A 19560-nucleotide genomic window follows, 5' to 3' on the forward strand; every position below is an offset into this window, starting at 1 on the left:
CGAAAACCTTACTTGTTGCTGCTGCCAGCGCCGGTGCCGGCAACGACCTGCGTGTGGTTGCGCAGGTGGGCGCGCAACACGTCGTCGCGCGGGCCGAAAGCGAGGCGCTGGCCGTTTTCCATGATCAGGATGAGTTCGCATTCCTCGATTGCCGCCGGGCGATGGGCCATGATGACGATGGACTTGCCCTCGGTCTTCATGTTGCGGATCGCCTGGTTGAGGGCCATGGAGCCCTCTGCGTCGAGGTTCGAGTTCGGCTCGTCGAGCACCAGCAGCACCGGGTCGCCATAGAGCGCGCGGGCAAGGCCGACACGCTGCTTCTGGCCGCCGGAAAGCCGCCCGCCCATGGCCGGCAGCCGGGTGTCGTAGCCTTCGGGCAGGCGCAGGATCATGTCATGCGCCCCCGCCTTCTTCGCCGCCTCGACGACCTTTACCGGATCGGGCTCGAGCGTCATGCGGGCAATGTTTTCGGCAATCGTACCTTCGAACAGCACAACGTCCTGCGGCAGGTAGCCGACATGGTCGGCCAGGCCGTCCGTGCCGTATTGTTCGAGCGATGCGCCGTCGAGCCGCACCTTGCCGCCGGCAGGCGGCCAGATGCCGGTAAGGATGCGTGCGAGCGTCGACTTGCCCGACGCGCTCTGGCCGATGACACCGAGCGCCTGGCCGGGCTTCAGCTCGAAGGACAGCATGCGCACCGTCGCGACCTTCTCGCCGGGCGGCACCACTGTGACCTGCTCGACTTCCACGAGCGCGCGCGGCTTCGGCAATGCGGTGCGGGCATCCTCTTCCGGCACGCGCGACAGCAGGTCGGACAGCTGGCGCCAGCCCTGCATGGCGCGCTGGATGAGCGCCCAATGGCCGATCGCCCCTTCGATCGGCGCCAGCGCGCGACCGATGATGATGGAGCTTGCGATCATCGCGCCGGCGGTGATCTCGTTTTTCAGCACCAGCCAGGCGCCGAGTGCGAGGATTGCCGATTGCAGGAAGACGCGGAAGGTCTTCGAGGTGATGGAATAGAAGCCGTTGCTGTCGGAATAGCGGATGTTGGCTTCGAGCGCCTTGTCGCGCAGAAGCTGCCAGCGGCTGGCGACGGCGCGGCGCATGCCGAGCGCACGCACCGTGTCGCTTTCCTTCTGCAGCGTCTGGGTCATCTCGTCGCTCTGGCGGCCGGCGATCATCGCCCGCTCCTGATCTTCCTTCGTGCCGTTCTGGTTGAGCCAGGTGAGTGCAACAAGGATCAGCCCGCCGGCGAGGCCGAGCACGCCCATCCAGGGATGGAAGGTGAAGATGATGAAGATGAAGAACGGCGTCCACGGAATGTCGAAAACGGTGAAGACCGCGGGCGAGGACAGCACCTTCTGGATCGCGTCGAGATCGCGCATGCCGGTGACCGTCGAAATGCCCTGCGCATGCAGGGCCGTGCGGTCGAGCACGGCATTGAACACGCGCTTGTCGAAGCGGGCCTGGAAACGGGCGCCGATGCGCGCAGCGACGCGGCTGCGGATGTGGTCCAGCACGCCCATGATCAGGTAGAGCCCGATGATGAGGCCGGTCAGCGCCACCAGCGTCGCCTCCGAACGGGAGGCCAGCACCCGGTCGTAGATCTGCAGCATGAAGAGCGGCCCGGTGAGCACGAGCAGGTTCACGAAGAAACTGAAAAGGCCGATGGCGAGGAAACCCGCAGCGCTCGACTTCAGCACGGCTCTCAATTCGTCCACACCGGTCTTGCCCGATGAACGCATGACAATGTCTCTTTAAAGATCGACGCCGGAGGCGCAGCCACTGAAGGCCGTTCTCCGGGCGGCGAAGGCCACTCGACCGCTCCGCCGCGGCCGGCCGGATGCGGGAGCCGTGTGCAGGTTTGCGCACGGCCTCGTTGGAAGACGGTATAGGGCGTGATTTATTCGTAAATCAACAGAATTTCGATGAACTAATCCTAAACACAACCTCAGCGGTCATCTTTGGCCGGTATTTTGCCGGCCTTGTCGGCCTTTCCGGCCGCGTCCACCTTCGCCTGCAGCTTGCCGAGGATGAAGAGCACCACGAAACAGGCAAATGTCGCGACGACGGCGACGAACCAGAAGCCGAGCCCGATCGAAAGACCCACGGCACCGGCCAGCCACATGCCGGCGCCCGTCGTCAAACCGCGCACCTCGCCGCGCGAGAAGACGATCATGCCCGCGGCCAGGAACGCGACGCCCGAGGTGACGGCCTCGATGACGCGCAACGGATCGATGCGCACCTGCTCGTCGGTAAAGCCGGCCATATGCACGCTCTCGATCGACAGAATGGAGAAGACGCAGGCCGAGAGCGCAACAAGGATATGCGTGCGCAGGCCTGCCGGATGGTCCTGGTACTCCCGCTCCGCCCCGATCACCGCGCCGAGCAGGATCGACCCCACCATGCGGGCCAGGATGACCGGATAGGGCACTTCGGTCTTGGGAAAGAGGTCGGCAAGGATCTGTTCCATGGCGGCGGAAACGGATGAGGCGTGAGCCGGTTCCCTCGCACAGCGCCGAAACGAAAATTTCCCGGCACCGCAGCACTTTCCCCAAGCCAGCGAATTTTTTTGATATTTTGCGCTTGTCGAACCCAAAAGCCTGGTCTATAGGAGGCGCCGCTGGTCACGGAGTGTAGCGCAGTCTGGTAGCGCACCACGTTCGGGACGTGGGGGTCGAGTGTTCGAATCACTCCACTCCGACCAGCTTGAAACGCTGACAATGAAGCGTTTCAAAACCCTCCCGAAAAGCCTCCCAAGAATCACGGCAATGAATGGCGCGCCACTCGCGCTGCCCTTTCCGTGTGAAGGCGTCTCAGGATCCCGCTTGACGATCAGGATAGCTTTTTCCCGCGTCTCCAGGGTCATCTCCAGACAACCGGAAACCTTCCGCTTGCCCCGCAGGGCCTGCATGAGCCGAGTGGCCGCAGCTCTATCAGCGTCGCCAATCCGGCCGCACCATCATCCATCCCAAGCCTGCACGATCGTTTGCCGGACGATCTGCCTGCCGCCGAACTCAATGAAGGCGGCGCAGAATACGCGGGCGCCGTCAGGGTACTGGCAGTTCTGCGTGAAGGCGAGCCGGTCGCCCTCGGTGAGGATGACGTCGACCTTGTGAACCATGTCGCGACCGCACACATCCGCGAAGTATTCTGATATCGCCTGCCGGCCACGAATCTCCCGTGGCTTGCTGGGTGGGTTGTTGCGGTCGATAACACGCACGACCGCATCGTCTGCATAGAAGGTCGGCAGGCGCGTGCCGTCGCGTCCTTCGATGGCCTGCTTTATGGCCGCGCCATCAACAGCATTTGCTGTATTCATGTTGCCCTCCCATGGCTTCACCTTGAAGCCGATCGCTGCCGCCCCCCTGGGCAGCAGCATCAGGTCTTATTAGTATATACTAACATCAGGAAAGCTGCGACATCTGGCGTGTTGGGGCGGCGGGCCATGAGGCCCGGCCAAGCGCCATACCATAGGCGATATCCGGGGATAGATATGCGGGCAACTGCGTGACGCTGAATCTGGGATCGCTCTCATGCAGACGGGCATTGGACGCGTAGCTCAGGAACAGGTCGACCGTACCATCCGCGATGAGCTCGGTCGCGCTTCTTCCCGGCGGCGAATGGCGGCCGCCGACCAGTTGCAGGGCGCGGGCCTTGAAGCCTTTGCCCAGACCCGGATGGCCCGCGTCCAGAAGATCGAACATCGCGAACGCATAGTCGCCGGATGGGTCGTCTCCCGGTGTCGAGGTTCCGATGCGGATCCAGGGCTTCGACAGCACGTCCGCAATGGTCTCCGCCGTCAATCCCAGATCGGCGCGCGCGATGATCGCGAGGCGGTTGCGCGCAAAACACGTGGCCTCTCTAGCAAGACCGAGGGAAACGAGACGTTCTGGGTGCGCCATGTTGGCGGAGGCGAAGAGATCGAACGGCTCTCCCGCCTCGATGCGTTCCCGCAGCAGACCGGCAGGGCCGAGTTCAAGCGAAACAGCAATGCCCGTTTCCTCTTCGAAGGCGGCCGCGATCTCGGGCATGGCATACCGCAGGCTGCCGGCGGAAAACACGCGCACGACGTCACGCACGGGACGTCTCCTTTCGCGCCCTCTGGCGGAAAAGCGGCACGAAGGCCGTTTCCTCCGCTTCGCCGCGCAGCCGGGCCGCGCGGACCGGCACGCCGTAGAGTGTTTCCAGGTTGGCCTCCGTCATCACGTCAGCGGTCGTGCCGAACAGCGTTTGCGTATCGGGCAGCATCAGCAGGACCTTGTCCGCAACGGCGGTCGCGTGGTTCGGCTGGTGGGTCGTGAAGGCGATGGCCAGTTTCTGCGTGTCGGCCAGCGCGCCGAGCAGCGACAATACGGTGTCCTGGTTCTTGAGATCGAGTGCGGAGGCGGGCTCGTCGAGCAGCAGCACGTCATTCTCGCCGGCCAGCGCGCGGGCGATCAGCACGAGCTGGCGTTCACCGCCCGAGAGCGAGCCGATGCTGCGGGCCGCGTAGGCGGCCATGCCGGTGGCCTCCAGCGCCTCCATCGCCTTCGCCACGTCGGCCGCGCAGGGCGTGCCGAAGAGCGCGATATGACGGGCCCGCCCCATCAGCACCACGTCGAGCACCGAATAGGGAAAGGAGCCGGAAAATTCCTGCGGCACGACACCGGTGCGCGGATTGCACGTGACAAAGCCGGATGTCGGCTTCAAGAGCCCGGCGAGCACGCGCAGCAAGGTGGACTTGCCACGGCCATTCGGGCCGAGGATCGCGGTGATCTCGCCGGCATGCAGGCCGATGTCGAGGTCGCGGAACTGCCAGCGCTCGCCGTCATAGGAATGGCCGGCCTTGTCGAGATGCAGCATGACAGGGTCAGAGACCATGGGCGCCTCGCTGTGTCTGCCGCAGCACCAGGGCGAAGACCGGCGTGCCGATCAGTGCAGTGAGGATGCCAAGCGGGATTTCCGTGCTGGTCGCCGTTCGCGCGACAGTGTCGATGACGAGAAGGTAGAGCGCACCGAGGATCAGGGACGCGGGCATCATCAGCCGGTGATCCGGGCCGACGAGCATGCGGGCGATATGCGGCACGACGAGGCCGACCCAGCCGATAATGCCGCTGACGGCCACCTGCGCGGCCACCACGCAGGAGACGAGCACGAGGACGAGCCAGCGCAGCGGCTCGACATTGACGCCGAGCGTCCTGGCATCCTCGTCGCCCATCGACAGGAGGTTGATGCGCCAGCGCAGCCCGAGCAGCAGCACGCTGCCGACGATTACCGGTGCTGCGACCAGCAGGAGCTTGTCCTGGTTGGCCGTGGCGAAGCTGCCGAGCAGCCAGAACACCATGGCCGGCAGCTTGTCCTCGGTATCGGCGAGATATTGCAGGAGGCTCACCAGCGCGCCGAAGAAGCCGGTGACGACCACACCGGCCAGCACCAGCGCCAGAATGTTGCGGCGCGCGACAATGCCGTTCAGCGCGTAGACGAGCACCAGCGCGGAGAGGCCAAAAGCGAAGGATGATGCCAGCAGACCATACCGCGGCAGGCTGAGGAGGATGGCCAGCGTGCCGCCGAAGGCGGCTCCGGACGATACGCCGACGACCTGCGGCCCGACCAGCGGATTGCGAAAGACGCCCTGCAGAGCCGCACCTGACAGGGCAAGCCCCGCCCCCGTCAGGATGGCAAGCAGGATGCGGGGCATGCGCACGGTGAACACGACATTCGCCTCCGTCGGCATCACGGCAACCTCCGGCGCGCTGATCGGCGCGATAAGAATAGCGACGACACGCGCGAAGGGAATATCGTAGCGCCCCATGCCAAGGGAGGCGACCGCAGCAACCGCCAGAAGGACCAGCAGGCACAGGATGACGGCCCGGGCCGGCCGCTGCGAAACGCCGTCAGGTCTCATTGGCCGGCGCTATAGTCCGTGCGGTAGAATTCCTTGTAGTAGGCATCCGCCTCTTTCTGCATGTCGATATCCTCGAAGCGCTCCGGATAAAGCGCCTTGGCCATCCAGAGTTCGCCAAGCGCCATGGCTTCCGGCATCGGATAGCCCCAGGCCTTGGCATATTCCGGCATCAGGTAGATTCGGCCGTTCTTGACGGCGTCGATCGTCTGCCAGGATGCCGTCGTCTTGATCTCATCGACCACGGCCGGGTAGCGCTCCTGCACGAAGATGACGGAAGGGTTCCATTTCAGGACATCTTCCATCGACACCTGCTTGAAGCCGGCGATTTCATTGGCGACATTGCGGGCGCCGGCGCGTTCCATCATCAGGCCGGTATATTTGCCGCGGCCATAGGTGGAGAGTTCGGGGTTCGCCATGTAGACGGCGACGCGCTTGTCTTCCGGGATATCGGCGAGGCGATCGGCGACGATCTTTCGGGTCTTCTTGGTGACCGCGATCATCTCCTCGCCCTTGTCCTTGCGATCGAGGATATCGGCGATCAGCCGAACGCCCGTCGCAAAGCCGGCATCGATGGCCGCCGGCTCGTCCTTGACGGCCGGGTTCATCTTCACGGCCTCTTCCGGCGGCACATCCAGCAGCGAGATGGCGACGACGGCAAGCCCGGCATCCTCGATCTGCTTGACCATGTCGGCAGGCGCGTAGTTCGTGACGAAGACCACGTCCGGCTTCAGCGTCAGAAGCTCCTCGATATTGACCTTGGTCAGCCCGCCCGGCATCGCCAGTTCGGGAAGCTTCGGCGCGAGCCGCACATATTTCGCGCCGAGCTGCTTCTTCCATTCGTCGAGCACGCCGACCACCTTGTCCATCGCATCGAGCTGCACCGTGATGTTGAGGGTCTGGTGCTGCAAAATGACGACCCGGTTCACCTGGTCGGGAACATGCACCTCACGGCCGATCTGGTCGGTGACGACCCGGTCCGCCCAGGCGGGCGAAGCAAACAACAGGCCGCCGATGGCGAGCGCGATTTTCGGTGCAGATGCGAGGCGTGCGAGCATGAAGAGGGTCCTCCGATATGAGCCGAGGGATAGCAGGTATCACCGCCGGGCAGCAACGTTATATTTCTAAAAATATGTCGCTTGCTGCGCGATGATACGCAGTCGCGTTTTCGCGAAAACGCCTGATAATCTGCAGCTGTTTTCTCTGCCTGGACCGTAGTAGCCTTGCGGCCCCGCATGCTAGGCGCACACGGTAAAACAGGAGAATCCCATGAAGATCAGCGCACGCAACCGCCTCAAGGGCAAGATCGTCGAAGTGACCAAGGGCGCGACCACGGCCCATGTGCGCATCGAGATTGCCGGCGGCGCCATCGTCACCGCATCCATCACCAATGAATCCGTCGACGAGCTGGGCCTTGTTGCCGGCGGCGAAGCCTATGCCGTCGTCAAGGCGTCCGACGTGATGGTCGCCGTCGACTGAACCGCGTCAAAGATCGCTTGCCGCAACATAGAGCGCGGCAAGCGCTTCGAACCCGGCCTGATCCTCCGCTGTAAAGCGACCGGGCAGCGGGCTATCAAGATCGAGCACGCCGAAGACCGTATCATCCCGCATGAGTGGCACGACGAGCTCCGAGCGCGAGGCGGCATCGCAGGCGATATGGCCTGGAAATGCATGCACATCGGGCACCAGCTGGCTGCGCCTTTGCGCGACCGCGCTGCCGCACACGCCCTTGCCGACCGGAATGCGCACGCAGGCGACTTTGCCCTGGAAAGGGCCAAGCACCAGTTCGTCGGATCGCTTCAGGAAATAGAACCCCGCCCAGTTGAGATCGGCAACCGCGCCATAGATGAGCGCGGAGAGGTTGGCGGCGTTGGCGATGGCGTCGCGCTCGCCGTGAAAGAGGCCTTCCGCCTGGGCGAAGAGTTCGCGGTAGAAGCCCGGCTTGTCCGTGGCCTCGATTGTCCCGACGTCGTGCATGGCATGTCCTCACTGGCGATGGCGCATGGATAGGCCTGCCCAGCCCGTCTTGCAAGAAGGCCTGTCTTGCAAGGATGCCGGATTGCGCCCGACGAAAGCGCGTCACGACCAGCTTCGCTTTCCGGCCACCAGCAGCCACAGGAAGAACGGCGCGCCAACCGTGGCCGTGAGGATGCCGAGCGGCACTTCGATCGCCGCTATGGAGCGTGCCAGCATGTCGACGATGAGGAGATAGGCGGCACCGAGCATCATGGCGGCCGGCAGCAGGCGGCGAAAATCCGGGCCGACCAGCATGCGCGCGATATGCGGGATGACAAGGCCGATCCAGCCGATGATGCCGGTGACCGAGACGGTCGCGGCCGTCACCAGTGTCGCGCCGGCGATGAGCACGATGCGTGTCTTGACCGTATCGACGCCAAGCGTTCGCGCCTCCTCGTCACCGAGCGTCATGACATTCATGCGCCAGCGCAGCAGCACGAGCGGCACGAGGCCGAGGATGACGGCGGGCAGGATGGAGAGCACGTCGAAGCGGGTGATCGCCGTCATGCTGCCGAGCAGCCAATAGGTGATGGCCGGGAGCTGGTCATAGGGATCGGCGAGCACCTTGATCAGCGAGATGCCGGCGCCGATCAGCGCCTGGATGGCGATGCCGGCAAGCACCAGCGTCAGGACGGGATCGCGCTGGCGCACCAGCGCGCCAATGGCGGTGACGGCGAGAACCGCGGCAAGCCCGCCGGCAAAGGCGGCAAGCTGGATGAGAAGCAGGGGCAGCGACAGGAAGATGCCGAGCACCGCCCCGAGGCTCGCGCCGACCGACACGCCCAGCAGGTCCGGCGAGACCAGCGGGTTGCGGAAGAGCCCCTGATAGGTCGCGCCCGCCGCCGCAAGGGCCGCCCCGACAACAACAGCGGCCAAAACGCGCGGCAGGCGGACATTCCACAGCACGGTGGCGAGCAGCGGGTCGGTTGTCTCGCCGGTCACCCATTGGTGCAGGGCCGCAAACAGCGGACCCGGCCCGCCGCCATATTTACCGACCATCATGGACAGGACGGCGAGGACCAGCAGGCCTGCCAGCCCGAGGATCATCACCGATCGGCCAGCGATGGCAGCGCGTACCCGCATCTATTTCTTCACGCTCTTTCCGAGTAGGGTTTCAAGCTGCGCGTCGCTCAATTCGACCTGATAGAACAGCTTGAAGAAGGTTCGCACCTCCGCATCGAGCGCTGCCGGAAAGGCCTCGGGATAGAGCGTGTGTTCAAGCCACGCCACGCCGATCAGGCGGTTGAGACCGGGGGGAGAGTCGATCCAGCCGAAGGGAAGGCTTGGCGCGGCGTGGATATGCCCGGCCTTCACGGCATCAAGCTCCGCCCAGAGCGGATCGTCCTTTACAGCCCTGGCAAATTTCGGCGACGCGGCGAGGATGACATCCGGCTTCCAGGACAGGATCTGTTCGAGCGAGACCTGGGTCAGGCCGCCCTTGCCGGCGGTGGCGGCAACATTACGGGCACCGACGGCTTCCAGCAATTCCATGTTGATCGAGCCGGCAAGGCCCGTCTCCAGCCCTTCGGCACCGCGTCCGTAATAGACAGCGGGGCGCTTGTCCTGCGGGATGCCGGCAAGGCCATTCTCAAGCGCTGCCAGCTTTTCGTCGGCATAGGCGGCCAGCATCTCCGCCCGCGCCTCGACGCCGAGCATGGCGCCCGTCTCGCGCAGCATCGCGCCGCTCTTCGCAAAGGCACCGTCGATCAAGATATAGGGAATGCCGGTCTGCGCCTGCACCTTGTCGGCAAGCGAGGCATAGGTGGGGCTCACCGTGCCGACATCGATGATGATATCCGGCTTGGCGGTCAGCACGGCCTCGATATTGGCCGTACCGCCCTTGCCGGTAAGCTGTCCGAAGACCGGAAGACTGGCGACGGAGGGCAGCAGGAAGGCCTTCTCCTCCGCCTTCGGCTCCCTTACCCAGCCTGCGAGTTTTTCCGGTGCAAGCACGTAGACGAGCACCGAGGCCGGCGGGCCTGCCGCCAGCACGCGCTCCACCTTGTCGGGAATCTCCACCATCCGCCCTGCGGCATCCGTGATCGTGCGCGCCGCGGCCGGCAGCAACGATATGAGCAGAGCGACGAGAACGACGAAAGCGCGCAAGGCCGGCATGAATTTCTCCCACGATATGTTTGTACGAATATATCCTTTGTTCGCGACCGCATGACAACACCCGCTTTCCCGATTGGGTGTTCGTCAGCGTGTCCGCGCCGAGAAGCGGCGACCAATAAGTCAACTTCCGCTCTTTCCAAAGCGTTATGTTTTGATAGATATAACGAAGACGACGTTTGGGTGCGTTTCAAGCGCCCCGACACGATCCGAAAATTCAGAGGGGTGCTTTGGACATCATGCAGCGAGAAATCCGGATCGCGGTCGCACTGATCGTTCGGGAGAACGGCGACACGCTTCTCGTGCGCAAGCGCGGCATGCCGATGTACATGCAGGCCGGCGGCAACATCGCGGGAGGCGAAGCGCCGAAGGCAGCCCTTGCGCGCCATTTGCACGACGAGCTCGGCTTGTTGGTTTCGGCCGCGCGCATGGCGCCCTTCGGCTGCTTCGAGGCGGAAGCGGCAGACGCGCCCGACCATCTGCTGATCGCCTATGTGTTCCTGATCAAGCTTCACAACGAAGACATCGCCCCGACCGCCGGTATCGACGAGGCCGTCTGGACGCCGATCGACAAGGCGCCCGCGCTGCCGCTCGCCCCGCTCACGCGCAACCACATTCTCACCCTGTTCTGGCAGATGCAGTTCGGTGCCGACCTCTCATACCAGCCGGAAAAAGCCGTCCTTCAAGCAAGCCACGCCCGGAATTAGGACCCGCTATGCCAACGTTACCTCGCCTCACGCTGCCCGGTTTGAGCAATCCAACACCCATCTTCACGACCAATACCCAGGCGCAGGAGCGCGCCAACTCACAGCGGTTGCGGACGTGGGACATCGCCTCCACCTTCCATTGCTCGATCATCGGCACCTGCCTGACCACGGGCGAACTGCGCCAAATTCTCTTGAAGTCCGGGCAGGACGATGCGCGCACCACAAGCGACCACGCCCTGCATGGCCGTGGCGTGCGTCTGGCAGGTCAGCGTGACCAGGGCGCGAAAATGCTGAACAAGGCCCTCGATAAACGCCACGAGACGAGCATCAAGCGCATTTCGAGGAACGCGACCGAGCAGGAATTGCGAGAAATTTGGCGGGAATCCTTCGACAGAGGCGATATTGCCGGCCCCTACTGGGCGCTGATGAGCCATCCGGGCAGTTCGGCCGGCCTGATCCGCGACATTTTTGGCGAGGTCCATATGCTGTCGCACCTCGTCGGCAGCGCAAGCCGCCTCGATATCGCCCGGCTGACGCAACTCGAAAAGGCCCTGGAACAGGCACACGAAAAAGCGGCGCGGCAGGAACAGCGCCTGAAAGCGGCGGCCGACGAGCGCATCGATCAGCAGCACTATATCCGGCAGCTCGAAGAGCGGCTGATCCGCGCCGAAGCGGCTGCGTCCGCCATACAGCAGGCGTCGACGAAGCGGCGGCCTGCCCCGGAGCGCGCGGAGGCGGAAGACACACGCGCGCCGCATCTGGGAAAACAGCTGGCCGAGATGGAGGAGAAACATTCCGTCCTTCAACATGCCTTCGACCAGTTGCAGGATCTCAATCACGCCGTGCTCAGGGAAAACAAGGCGCTGGAAACGGCCATCGCCGCGCATCTCCAGACACATGCTGAGAGCGTGAAAGTACCCGCGAACGGCCCGGTGCTTTACGTCGGCGGGCGCCGCAATCTTTTCGACCACCTGCGTGCCTATGCAGAAAGCCGCAATGTCGACCTTCTTCTCCATGACGGTGGAATGGAGGACAGCACCACCTTGCTTCCCGCGCTCATCGGACAGGCGCAGACGGTCCTCTTCCCGGTCGATCACATCAGCCATTCGGCGGTCGGCATCCTGAAGCGCCATTGCCGCGAACAGGGCAAATCCTACCTGCCGCTGCGCTCGGCCGGGCTTGCGAGTTTCCTCGCCGCCCTCACGGGCGCCGGCGGCGCCTACGGCAAACCGACATAAAGCACGTCAACGGATGGCCGCGGCGTTGCTGGAAAGACAGCCGGCCGCCAGCGGTTGGCGGGCCGGTTCCCAGAGCGGCAGGGGAGACAGCGCGCTACCATCGGGCAGGAGCCCCACGCCGGCACTTGCGCCCACATTTGCCTGCATGATCTCCGCCAGGATGGAAAGCGCGATGGAGGATGCGCTCTTGCCGCTTTCGAACAGCCCGGCCGGCCCGCGGATCCGCCCGAGTTTTTCCTTCTCCACGCCAAAGCGCGCAAGGGTATCGAGCCGGCGCTGGTGGGTCTTCCGGCTGCCCATGGCGCCGACATAAAAGGCATCCGTCTCCAGGATCAGCGGCAGCAGGTTCGTTTCCCATTCATGATCGTGGAACATCACCGCGACCGCCGTATGGCGGTCGGCGTGAACGATCGGCAGGCTTGCCGCGCTCGGGATCGGCACCACCTCGACACCGGGCGTTTTCAGGATCTCATCGCGGGTTTCCCCATCCGGCGAATAAAGCACCACCTCGAAACCGGTGACCAGGCCAAGCCTGGAGAGCTGTACCGCGGACGGACCAATGCCAGCGACAATGATGCGCGTACGCGGGGCATAGATCCTAGTCAGCGTCTCGCTCTCGTCGCCGGCAAGCGAAGGCACATGCATCATGGCCGGCAGACGGCGGTGCAGGCGCGCGTCGATTGCGACGAGATCGTCATCGGCAATGTTGACATCGAAGACGAGCTCGATCGCGCTGCCGCAGGGAAGCTGGATGTCGAAATATTTCGATCCGCGACCATAGCGCACACGCCGGTTTTCACCGTCCTGGATGGCGGCAATAGCTTCGCTCACCACGGCGCGCTCGATACAGCCTCCCGAAAGATAGCCCGTCCAGTGCCCGCTTTCCGAGACGGCCATCTGCGCGCCCAGCGGACGCGGCGACGACCCCTCGATCTGGACGAGCGTGACGATGGCGATCCGCTCGCCGCGGCGTTTTCGGTCAATGGCAAAATCGATGACATAGTCGTCGAACTGGTCCCATGATCCGGCCGGCATCTTCATCGCGCACTCCTCTTCTCAGGCAGGTTCACAGTCAGCCGCCGGCACGTTCGGCCGCGAGGGCCGCGCCTCGGCCACAAGCTTGTAAAGCCGGTCCGCCTTGAAGGGCGTCGCGTGGAGCCGCACGCCGATAGCGTCGCGAATGGCGTTGCCAAGCGCGGCGGCGACCGGGTTGTAGGGGCTTTCGCTCATCGACTTTGCGCCGAGCGGGCCGATGCGGTCGTAGGTGTCGGCAAAATAGACCTCGGCGCGGGGAATGTCGGCGAAGGCCGGGATGTGGTAGCCGCGGAACGTCGGGTTGGTGACCTTTCCCTCTCCGTCAATGTTCAGGTCTTCATAGAGGGCCGCACCGATCGCCTGCGCGACGCCGCCTTCCACCTGCCCGCGGCACTGCATCGGGTTCATCACCGTTCCGGCGTCCGCCGCGTGGATCGAGCGCAGGATACGGATCTCGCCGTAACGACGATGGATTGCCACCTCGAAACCCTGGACGTTGAAGGCGACCGAGCGCGGGGTGCCACCGCTGCGCCCCTGCCCCGACAGCTTTACACCCGCCTCGGCGGCGGCAGCAGCTAGGGCGGCGAGAGCAATCCGGCGGCCGCCGGCCGTGACGTACCCCTCGCCGAGCGCGCACTCGGACCGCCGGACATTGGCGAGCGAGGCCGCGAAATCCAAGATGAGGCCGGCGAGGTCCTCCGCTGCTTCCCGGGTCGCCGATCCCGCAACCACCGTTCCGGTGCTGCCGAAGGCGCCGGTATCGTGCGAAATATGGTCCGTATCCGATTGCTTGATACGCACATGGGACAGCGTCGTTCCCAGCAGGGAGGCGACGATCTGGCCGTGCACCGTCGTGGTGCCATTGCCGAATTCGGCCGTGCCGGTCTTCAATTCGTAGCGACCGTCAGGCAGCAGCGTGACCCGGCTCTCGGCCCGGTGCCCGCGCGGCGGGATCGTGTCGATCATGCCGGCAGCGACACCACGCCCGACGAGCCAGTCGTCGGAAAGACCGTGGTCCGGCCCGCGCGCCAGGGCGGCTTCCACCATATCGAGACATTGGTCGAGGCCGTAGCTGCCGTATTCGACATCATGCGGCCCGTCGTCTGCCGATGTCATCGGGTCGCCGGGCACCACCACATTTCGCCTGCGGAAAGCGACCGGGTCCATGCCGATCCGTCGCGCCATTTCATCCATCGCCGATTCGACCGCGAAATTGCTCTGGCTCAGGCCGTAACCACGAAAGGCGCCGCTCGGCATTTCGTTGGTGTAGACCGCGACGGAATCGACTTTCTTGTTCGGGCAGCGGTAGAGCGCGATGCATTCGCCCGAGCCGTGATACATCACGCCAGGCCCATGATTGCCATAGGCGCCGGTGTTCGACAGCAGGCGCATGGAAATGGCCGTCAGCAGACCGTCTTTCGTCGCGCCGAGCTTTACCGTGATCGTCATGGGGTGGCGGCTGGTGGAGGCGGAGAACTGCTCCGTTCGCGTGTATTCGAGCTTCACCGGGCGGCCGGTCTTGAACACGGCAAGCGCCACGATGTCCTCGATGATCATCTCCTGCTTGCCGCCGAACCCCCCGCCGACGCGCTCCGCGAAGACACGGACCTTGTCGCGGGGAAGGTCGAACAGCGTGCACAGGGCGTCGCGTGTCAGGAACGGCACCTGCGTGCTGGTTCGCATGTTGAGCCGCCCGTCACCATCGAGCCAGCCGATCGCTCCATGCGTTTCGAGATGGGCGTGCTGCACCCGCTGGATGCGAAACGTGCCTTCATAGATGGCGTCCGCTTCCGCGAAGCCCTTGTCGACATCGCCCAGATGCCCGTGCAGCTCGGCGACGATGTTGCGCTGTGGATTGGCGATGCGCGAGGAGAGCGGCTTGTCATGCACGACATGCGCGCCCGGCCGCATCGCCTCTTCCGGATCGAAGACCGCCGGCAGCAATGCGTATTCGACGGCGATCAGCCTGCTAGCCGCCTCCGCGATGCCCTCGCTGTCGGCGACGACCGCCGCGACACGTTGCCCGATATGGCGAATGACCTGGTCAAGCACCAGCGTGTCGTCGGGATCATCGGTGTACATCTCGTGGCGGGCCGTCGAGAAATAGTGGCCCGGCGCGTCCGCGTGGGTCAGCACCGCAACGACACCCGGCAGGGCAAGTGCCGCGCGCATGTCGATCGAGACGATGCGGGCGGAGGGGTGCGGCGAGCGCAGGATTTTCATATGTGTGAGGCCGGCAAGATCGCCAACGGGCGCGACATCCATCGTATAACGCACACGGCCTGTTACGACGCCTGGCCCGGCGGGCGCGGCAAGGTTTCGCCCGCACGCCTCGCCAGCCCCGACACGTTCGACATGTTTGACGCCCTCGATGGCATCGGCGATCGCGCGGTAACCCGTGCAGCGGCACAGATTGCCCTTCAGCGCTGCCGGAAGGTTGCGGCGCTGGGCCTGGTCGAGCGCCGCCGCGGTCATGATCGCGCCTGCAGTGCAGAAGCCGCACTGGAAGCCCTGCGCGTCGAGGAAGGATTGCTGAACCGGGTGAAGGTTGTCCGGCGCGCCCAGCCCCTCGATCGTCGTGACCTCCTGGCCCTCCGCGCGAAACGCCGGGACGAGGCAACTGTGCACGGGTCGCCCGTCGATATGAACCGTGCAGGCGCCGCAATCGCCGGCGTCGCAGCCCTTCTTCACACCGAAACAGCCGAGATCGCGCAGGAAGGTGCGCAGGCATTGGCCCGGCCGCGGTGTCGCATCATGCGTCTTGCCATTGACGAGATAGGTCATGTCCATCCTCCCAGTTCTTCGCGGATTTCCTCCGCGAAAAGATGCGTCATGTGCTGGCGCCAATCGGGCAGGCCATGGATGTCGTCATAATAGAGCGCGTCCGGGACATCCCTTTCAAGACGGTGCGCCAGGTCGCCGGCGCCTGGGCAGTGCGGAAAAGCGAGTTGCACCGGTCGGCGCGTCGAGGCGGTGACGGTGAGCACGAAGCCGCCTTTGGCCGAAAGCGTGCCGATGAGAAGCACGCCCGAGCGGCCGAGCGGCGTCAGGCTCGCCCGGCGAAATGCCGTCCGCCGCGACAGCGCCTCCCACGGCAGGCTGATGCTGCGCAGGATTTCGCCCGGCCGCAGATCGTTGCTCAACGGCCCCTTCACGAAGTCGACGACCGGGACTTTTCGCTCCGAACCATCCGGCGCCCATACAGTGCACACACCGTCGAGCGCTGCGGTCAGCGAGATCATCGGGCCGGCCGGCAGCGACATGCAGAGATTACCGCCGACGGTGGCCATGTTCCAGATCTTGAAGGAGGCGAGGAACGAGCGGCAGCATGTGCCGATCAGCCGCGCTGCGGGCCAAACAACCGGCGGCTCGAAGGCATCGAGCGTCGCCACCTTGCAGGTCGCGCTGATCGAGAGGCCGGCATCGTTTACCGTCAGAGGCTGCCAGTCGAGCAACGACAGGTCGACAAGTTTCTGAAGTTTGGGTTGCGGCTCGGAGAACAGCCATGTCCCGCCGCCAAGCCATGCGTCGCCCTCCTGAAACGGCCACAGTTCGGCACGGCTGCGCGGCCTGCTGACGGCGTTGATCGTGTTGATGTCCAAGGTGAAGACCTCCGGAGGGTGTTATCGCCGCGACTGTCCTTCATCCGGATTGATCTTGCTATTTCCAATTCAAGAGCGAATTGTTGCCGAAAAGGCATCAACAAAGGGAACAGACCATGCGCACGCCAAAAGCCGCCCCCCTTCGGTCATCGCCACCCCGGGAGCGCGCGCTGTCTCCCGCGCTGCTGGCGCGCATGTTTCACCAGCCGGCGATGATCTATTTCCAGACCGTTGCGGAACTGCTGTCCATCCGGGAATGCGCGCGCCGCCTCAACGTCGCCTCGTCGGCCGTGTCTCGGCAGATCAGCCAGCTCGAGGACGCGTTGGGCATGGCGCTGTTCCAGCGCGAAGGCCGCCGCATCAAGATGACCGCGGCCGGCGAAATCCTCTACCGGCATGTCCGCCGGGTGGCCTCGCCGCTCGAGGCGGCGGTGTCGGAACTCGACATGCTGCGTGGGCTCAAGACGGGCTCCGTCCGCATCGCCACGGTCGAAAGCGTCGGGCTGTCCTTCCTGCCACCCCTTCTGACCGCATTTTCACAGCGTCATCCGACCTTGCATCTGAACGTCGAAGTCACGTCCTCGGCCGACGTGGTCTCCCGTCTCATCGACGAAACGATCGACGTCGGTTTCGGCTTCGTGACGGCACCGCCGCGCGAGATCGAGATGGCGGTGCGCCGCGACGTGCGTGTCGGCGCGCTGATGCGGCCGGACCATCCGCTTGCCTCCCGGCATAGCCTCAGCCTTGCGGACTGTTTCGCCCACCCCGTTGCCATCGGAACGCGCGAACTCTCCATCCGCCGGGCGATCCAGCCCAATCTGGAAGCGGCGGCAACCGCTCGGCCGCCCTTGCTGGAGGTCGGCTCGATCCGCATGCTCGTGGAGCTGGCACAGGCCGGACACCACATTTCCATCATGACGCCGATCGGCGCGCATCACGAGATCGGCAGCGGCGCCTTGGTGTTCCGTCCCCTCAGCGATCCCGGCCTGTCGACCAACCGTTTCGGGCTGATGGTCCGAACCGGCGCGGGCCTGCACTTCGCCCCGGCCGTCTTTTATGACCATGCGAAGGAGCATTTCCGCAGCCTGGAGCTGCCGGGCACGGTGTTATCCTAGCTACCGGCATGCCGAATGGTATCACGCCTTGACATAGACCCAGGCGACAAGCCCGGAGGCAAGCCGGGTCTCGATGCGGGTATAGTCGGAGACCTCGTAGGCATCGGCGGCGGCGAGCTCGCGGGCGGTGATCCTGAACACCATTCCGGCAACGCTGTCGGCCGGGTTTTGCGATGGCATGACGATGGGATGAAACCGCTTTCCGCTCTTCGCCAAAACGGCCGGATCGGTAATTTCCACCTGTTCGGTGCGGAAGCCGACCATGGCATCCTCCTGCCCCTCCAGAAGCCGGCCGAACGAGGAGAGCTGCACGTCCTTCTGCTGGAGCGTGCCATAGGAAAAGAGATTGATGTCAGCGGTTTCCATTCGTTCCCCTGTCGACTTGAATGCGCCGTTCACGAAGCTCTGAACGCGCGCGATCGAGACGTGGATTGCAACATCCCGGATGAGGATCGATATATTTCCTCGCCCATATCGATGGCAACAGACGTACGATGCGCATTGCCATCTGTAACAATCACGCGGCGCGCCGCGTATTCATCGACAGGACACGATCAAAGGGGTGCTTTTGATGAACAGACGCAGTCTTCTGACAGCGGGCGTTGCGGTCTTTGCAGCCGATTTCCTTGCAAGAGGTACGCGGCCGCTGTTTGCCGCCGCCCGGAAAACATTCGCCGTCTCGCACAGCGAGGAGGAATGGCGCAAGCTGCTGACCGCGGAGCAGTTCAGCATCTTGCGCGAAGAGGGCACGGAACGGCCGGGTTCAAGCGCGCTTCTGAACGAGCACAGGAAGGGCACCTTCTCTTGCGCCGGCTGCAGCCAGGCCCTCTTTGCATCGGATACCAAATTCGAGAGCGGGACCGGGTGGCCGAGCTTCTGGGCGCCGCTCGACAATGCGGTCGGCACGACAGAGGATACCTCCCACGGCATGGTGCGCGTCGAGGCGCATTGCAGTCGCTGCGGCGGCCATCTCGGCCATGTCTTCAACGACGGCCCGCAGCCGACAGGCCTGCGCTACTGCATGAATGGCTTCGCGATGACCTTCGCCCCCTCAACGGCCTGACGGAGGCTGAGAGAAGCCTACGCATTCACTTTCAGTTGAGGAGACCGCCATGAAACATCGCGTCACATTCCTTTCCTTCGCCGTCGCCGCTTCGGCCTTCATCGCACCGAACGCTCTCGCGCAAGAGGGCCTGGCGATTCCCGCACCAGCGCTCGACGAGACCGCAACGACGGGCAAGGAAACGGCCGTCTTCGCCGGTGGTTGTTTCTGGGGCGTGCAGGGTGTCTTCCAGCGGGTGGATGGCGTCTCCAACGCCGTTTCCGGCTACGCCGGCGGCGCGCGGAACACGGCCCATTACGAGATGGTCGGCAATGGCAATACCGGCCACGCGGAGGCCGTGCGCGTCACCTTCGATCCGGCCAGGGTGAGCTATGGCAAGCTGCTGCAGATCTATTTCTCGGTCGCCCATGATCCGACCGAGCTCAACCGCCAGGGCCCCGACGTCGGCCCGCAATATCGCTCGACCGTCTTCCCGGCCAGCGACGAACAGGCGCGCATCGCCAAGGCCTATATCGACCAGTTGAACAAGGCCCACCTCTACGAGGCCGCCATCGTCACGACCATCGAACCGGGCAAGGCCTTCTACCCCGCCGAGGATTATCACCAGGATTTCCTGACCAACAACCCCACCTACCCCTACATCGTCTACAACGACATGCCGAAGATCGAGAACCTCAAACGGCTCTTCCCGGCAAGCTTCAGGGCAAACCCGGTTCTCGTCGCCAAGGCGGGCATTGACGAGTAGAACTGCTGTGGTTTCGGATGTTGCCGGGTGGCCGCTTTTCGCG

At 64.2% G+C, this 19560-nt stretch carries 20 protein-coding genes and 1 tRNA gene; 7 read left to right on the forward strand and 14 right to left on the reverse strand.

Annotation, left to right across the window (positions count from 1 at the left end):
• Window positions 1-8: 8 nt before the first annotated feature.
• Together GR138_RS22450 and GR138_RS22455 are read right to left on the reverse strand one after the other, a co-directional pair.
• Window positions 9-1745, reverse strand: coding sequence for a type I secretion system permease/ATPase (locus GR138_RS22450; protein WP_160861499.1), 1737 nt, complete (start codon window positions 1743-1745; stop codon window positions 9-11).
• Between the two features lie 206 nt (window positions 1746-1951).
• Window positions 1952-2473, reverse strand: coding sequence for an MgtC/SapB family protein (locus GR138_RS22455; RefSeq protein ID WP_160861500.1), 522 nt, complete (start codon window positions 2471-2473; stop codon window positions 1952-1954).
• Between the two features lie 157 nt (window positions 2474-2630).
• Between GR138_RS22455 and GR138_RS22460 the strand changes: the two genes are divergently transcribed.
• Window positions 2631-2707, forward strand: a tRNA-Pro gene (locus tag GR138_RS22460).
• 255 nt (window positions 2708-2962) lie between these two features.
• Here GR138_RS22460 and GR138_RS22465 read toward each other — a convergent pair.
• The 5 genes from GR138_RS22465 to GR138_RS22485 are packed head-to-tail and all read right to left on the reverse strand — an operon-like array spanning window position 2963 to window position 6942.
• A complete protein-coding gene (locus GR138_RS22465) occupies window positions 2963-3382 on the reverse strand; it encodes a nuclear transport factor 2 family protein (protein ID WP_246200630.1) in 420 nt (139 codons plus the stop codon).
• 25 nt (window positions 3383-3407) lie between these two features.
• Window positions 3408-4082, reverse strand: a complete 675-nt coding sequence (gene modA, locus GR138_RS22470; RefSeq protein WP_338091140.1) for a molybdate ABC transporter substrate-binding protein — start codon at window positions 4080-4082, stop codon at window positions 3408-3410.
• Window positions 4075-4863: an ABC transporter ATP-binding protein gene (locus GR138_RS22475; protein ID WP_160861501.1), complete on the reverse strand. Its 789-nt coding sequence runs from the start codon at window positions 4861-4863 to the stop codon at window positions 4075-4077. Before GR138_RS22475 ends, modA begins: the two co-directional genes overlap by 8 nt.
• On the reverse strand, window positions 4853-5887 hold the full coding sequence (locus tag GR138_RS22480; RefSeq protein WP_160861502.1) for a FecCD family ABC transporter permease: 1035 nt from the start codon (window positions 5885-5887) through the stop codon (window positions 4853-4855). Before GR138_RS22480 ends, GR138_RS22475 begins: the two co-directional genes overlap by 11 nt.
• Entirely contained in the window at window positions 5884-6942 is a 1059-nt protein-coding gene (locus GR138_RS22485) for an ABC transporter substrate-binding protein (RefSeq protein WP_202402781.1), read from the reverse strand. Before GR138_RS22485 ends, GR138_RS22480 begins: the two co-directional genes overlap by 4 nt.
• Before the next feature lie 211 nt (window positions 6943-7153).
• On the opposite strand from GR138_RS22485, the gene GR138_RS22490 reads away from it, so the two are divergent.
• Entirely contained in the window at window positions 7154-7363 is a 210-nt protein-coding gene (locus GR138_RS22490; RefSeq protein ID WP_160861503.1) for a TOBE domain-containing protein, read from the forward strand.
• A gap of 6 nt (window positions 7364-7369) precedes the next feature.
• On the opposite strand, the gene GR138_RS22495 is transcribed toward GR138_RS22490, so the two are convergent.
• The 3 genes from GR138_RS22495 to GR138_RS22505 form a co-directional block, all read right to left on the reverse strand.
• On the reverse strand, window positions 7370-7861 hold the full coding sequence (locus GR138_RS22495) for a GAF domain-containing protein (RefSeq protein ID WP_160861504.1): 492 nt from the start codon (window positions 7859-7861) through the stop codon (window positions 7370-7372).
• A gap of 102 nt (window positions 7862-7963) precedes the next feature.
• Complete coding sequence (locus tag GR138_RS22500; protein WP_160861505.1) at window positions 7964-8983, reverse strand: FecCD family ABC transporter permease; 1020 nt, start codon at window positions 8981-8983, stop codon at window positions 7964-7966.
• Entirely contained in the window at window positions 8984-10015 is a 1032-nt protein-coding gene (locus tag GR138_RS22505) for an iron ABC transporter substrate-binding protein (RefSeq protein WP_160861506.1), read from the reverse strand. It abuts the gene before it with no gap.
• A 236-nt stretch (window positions 10016-10251) separates the two neighbouring features.
• On the opposite strand from GR138_RS22505, the gene GR138_RS22510 reads away from it, so the two are divergent.
• Window positions 10252-10719, forward strand: coding sequence for an NUDIX hydrolase (locus GR138_RS22510; RefSeq protein WP_160861507.1), 468 nt, complete (start codon window positions 10252-10254; stop codon window positions 10717-10719).
• An 8-nt stretch (window positions 10720-10727) separates the two neighbouring features.
• Window positions 10728-11957: a DUF2325 domain-containing protein gene (locus tag GR138_RS22515; protein ID WP_160861508.1), complete on the forward strand. Its 1230-nt coding sequence runs from the start codon at window positions 10728-10730 to the stop codon at window positions 11955-11957.
• Between the two features lie 6 nt (window positions 11958-11963).
• Here the strand turns inward: GR138_RS22515 and GR138_RS22520 are convergent, their stop codons facing one another.
• Genes GR138_RS22520 through GR138_RS22530 form a run of 3 tightly spaced genes read right to left on the reverse strand, consistent with a single transcriptional unit; the run spans window position 11964 to window position 16594 of the window.
• On the reverse strand, window positions 11964-12998 hold the full coding sequence (locus tag GR138_RS22520; protein ID WP_160861509.1) for an XdhC family protein: 1035 nt from the start codon (window positions 12996-12998) through the stop codon (window positions 11964-11966).
• Window positions 12999-13013: 15 nt separating this feature from the next.
• Entirely contained in the window at window positions 13014-15776 is a 2763-nt protein-coding gene (locus tag GR138_RS22525; protein ID WP_160861510.1) for a molybdopterin-dependent oxidoreductase, read from the reverse strand.
• Entirely contained in the window at window positions 15773-16594 is an 822-nt protein-coding gene (locus GR138_RS22530; RefSeq protein ID WP_160861511.1) for an FAD binding domain-containing protein, read from the reverse strand. The genes GR138_RS22525 and GR138_RS22530 overlap by 4 nt, the downstream gene beginning before the upstream one ends.
• Window positions 16595-16710: 116 nt before the next feature.
• On the opposite strand from GR138_RS22530, the gene GR138_RS22535 reads away from it, so the two are divergent.
• Window positions 16711-17709: a LysR family transcriptional regulator gene (locus GR138_RS22535; RefSeq protein WP_160861512.1), complete on the forward strand. Its 999-nt coding sequence runs from the start codon at window positions 16711-16713 to the stop codon at window positions 17707-17709.
• Window positions 17710-17730: 21 nt separating this feature from the next.
• On the opposite strand, the gene GR138_RS22540 is transcribed toward GR138_RS22535, so the two are convergent.
• Window positions 17731-18075: a gamma-glutamylcyclotransferase family protein gene (locus tag GR138_RS22540; protein WP_160861513.1), complete on the reverse strand. Its 345-nt coding sequence runs from the start codon at window positions 18073-18075 to the stop codon at window positions 17731-17733.
• A gap of 202 nt (window positions 18076-18277) precedes the next feature.
• Here GR138_RS22540 and msrB point away from each other — a divergent pair, with 202 nt between their 5' ends.
• A complete protein-coding gene (gene msrB / locus GR138_RS22545) occupies window positions 18278-18772 on the forward strand; it encodes a peptide-methionine (R)-S-oxide reductase MsrB (protein ID WP_246200632.1) in 495 nt (164 codons plus the stop codon).
• Window positions 18773-18821: 49 nt separating this feature from the next.
• The gene (gene msrA / locus GR138_RS22550) at window positions 18822-19517 is read left to right on the forward strand and encodes a peptide-methionine (S)-S-oxide reductase MsrA (protein WP_160861515.1); all 696 of its coding nucleotides are present in this window, start codon (window positions 18822-18824) and stop codon (window positions 19515-19517) included.
• Window positions 19518-19560: the final 43 nt, after the last annotated feature.

Origin of the sequence: Shinella kummerowiae (assembly GCF_009827055.1) — a bacterium.
Classification (GTDB): Bacteria; Pseudomonadota; Alphaproteobacteria; order Rhizobiales; family Rhizobiaceae; genus Shinella; species Shinella kummerowiae.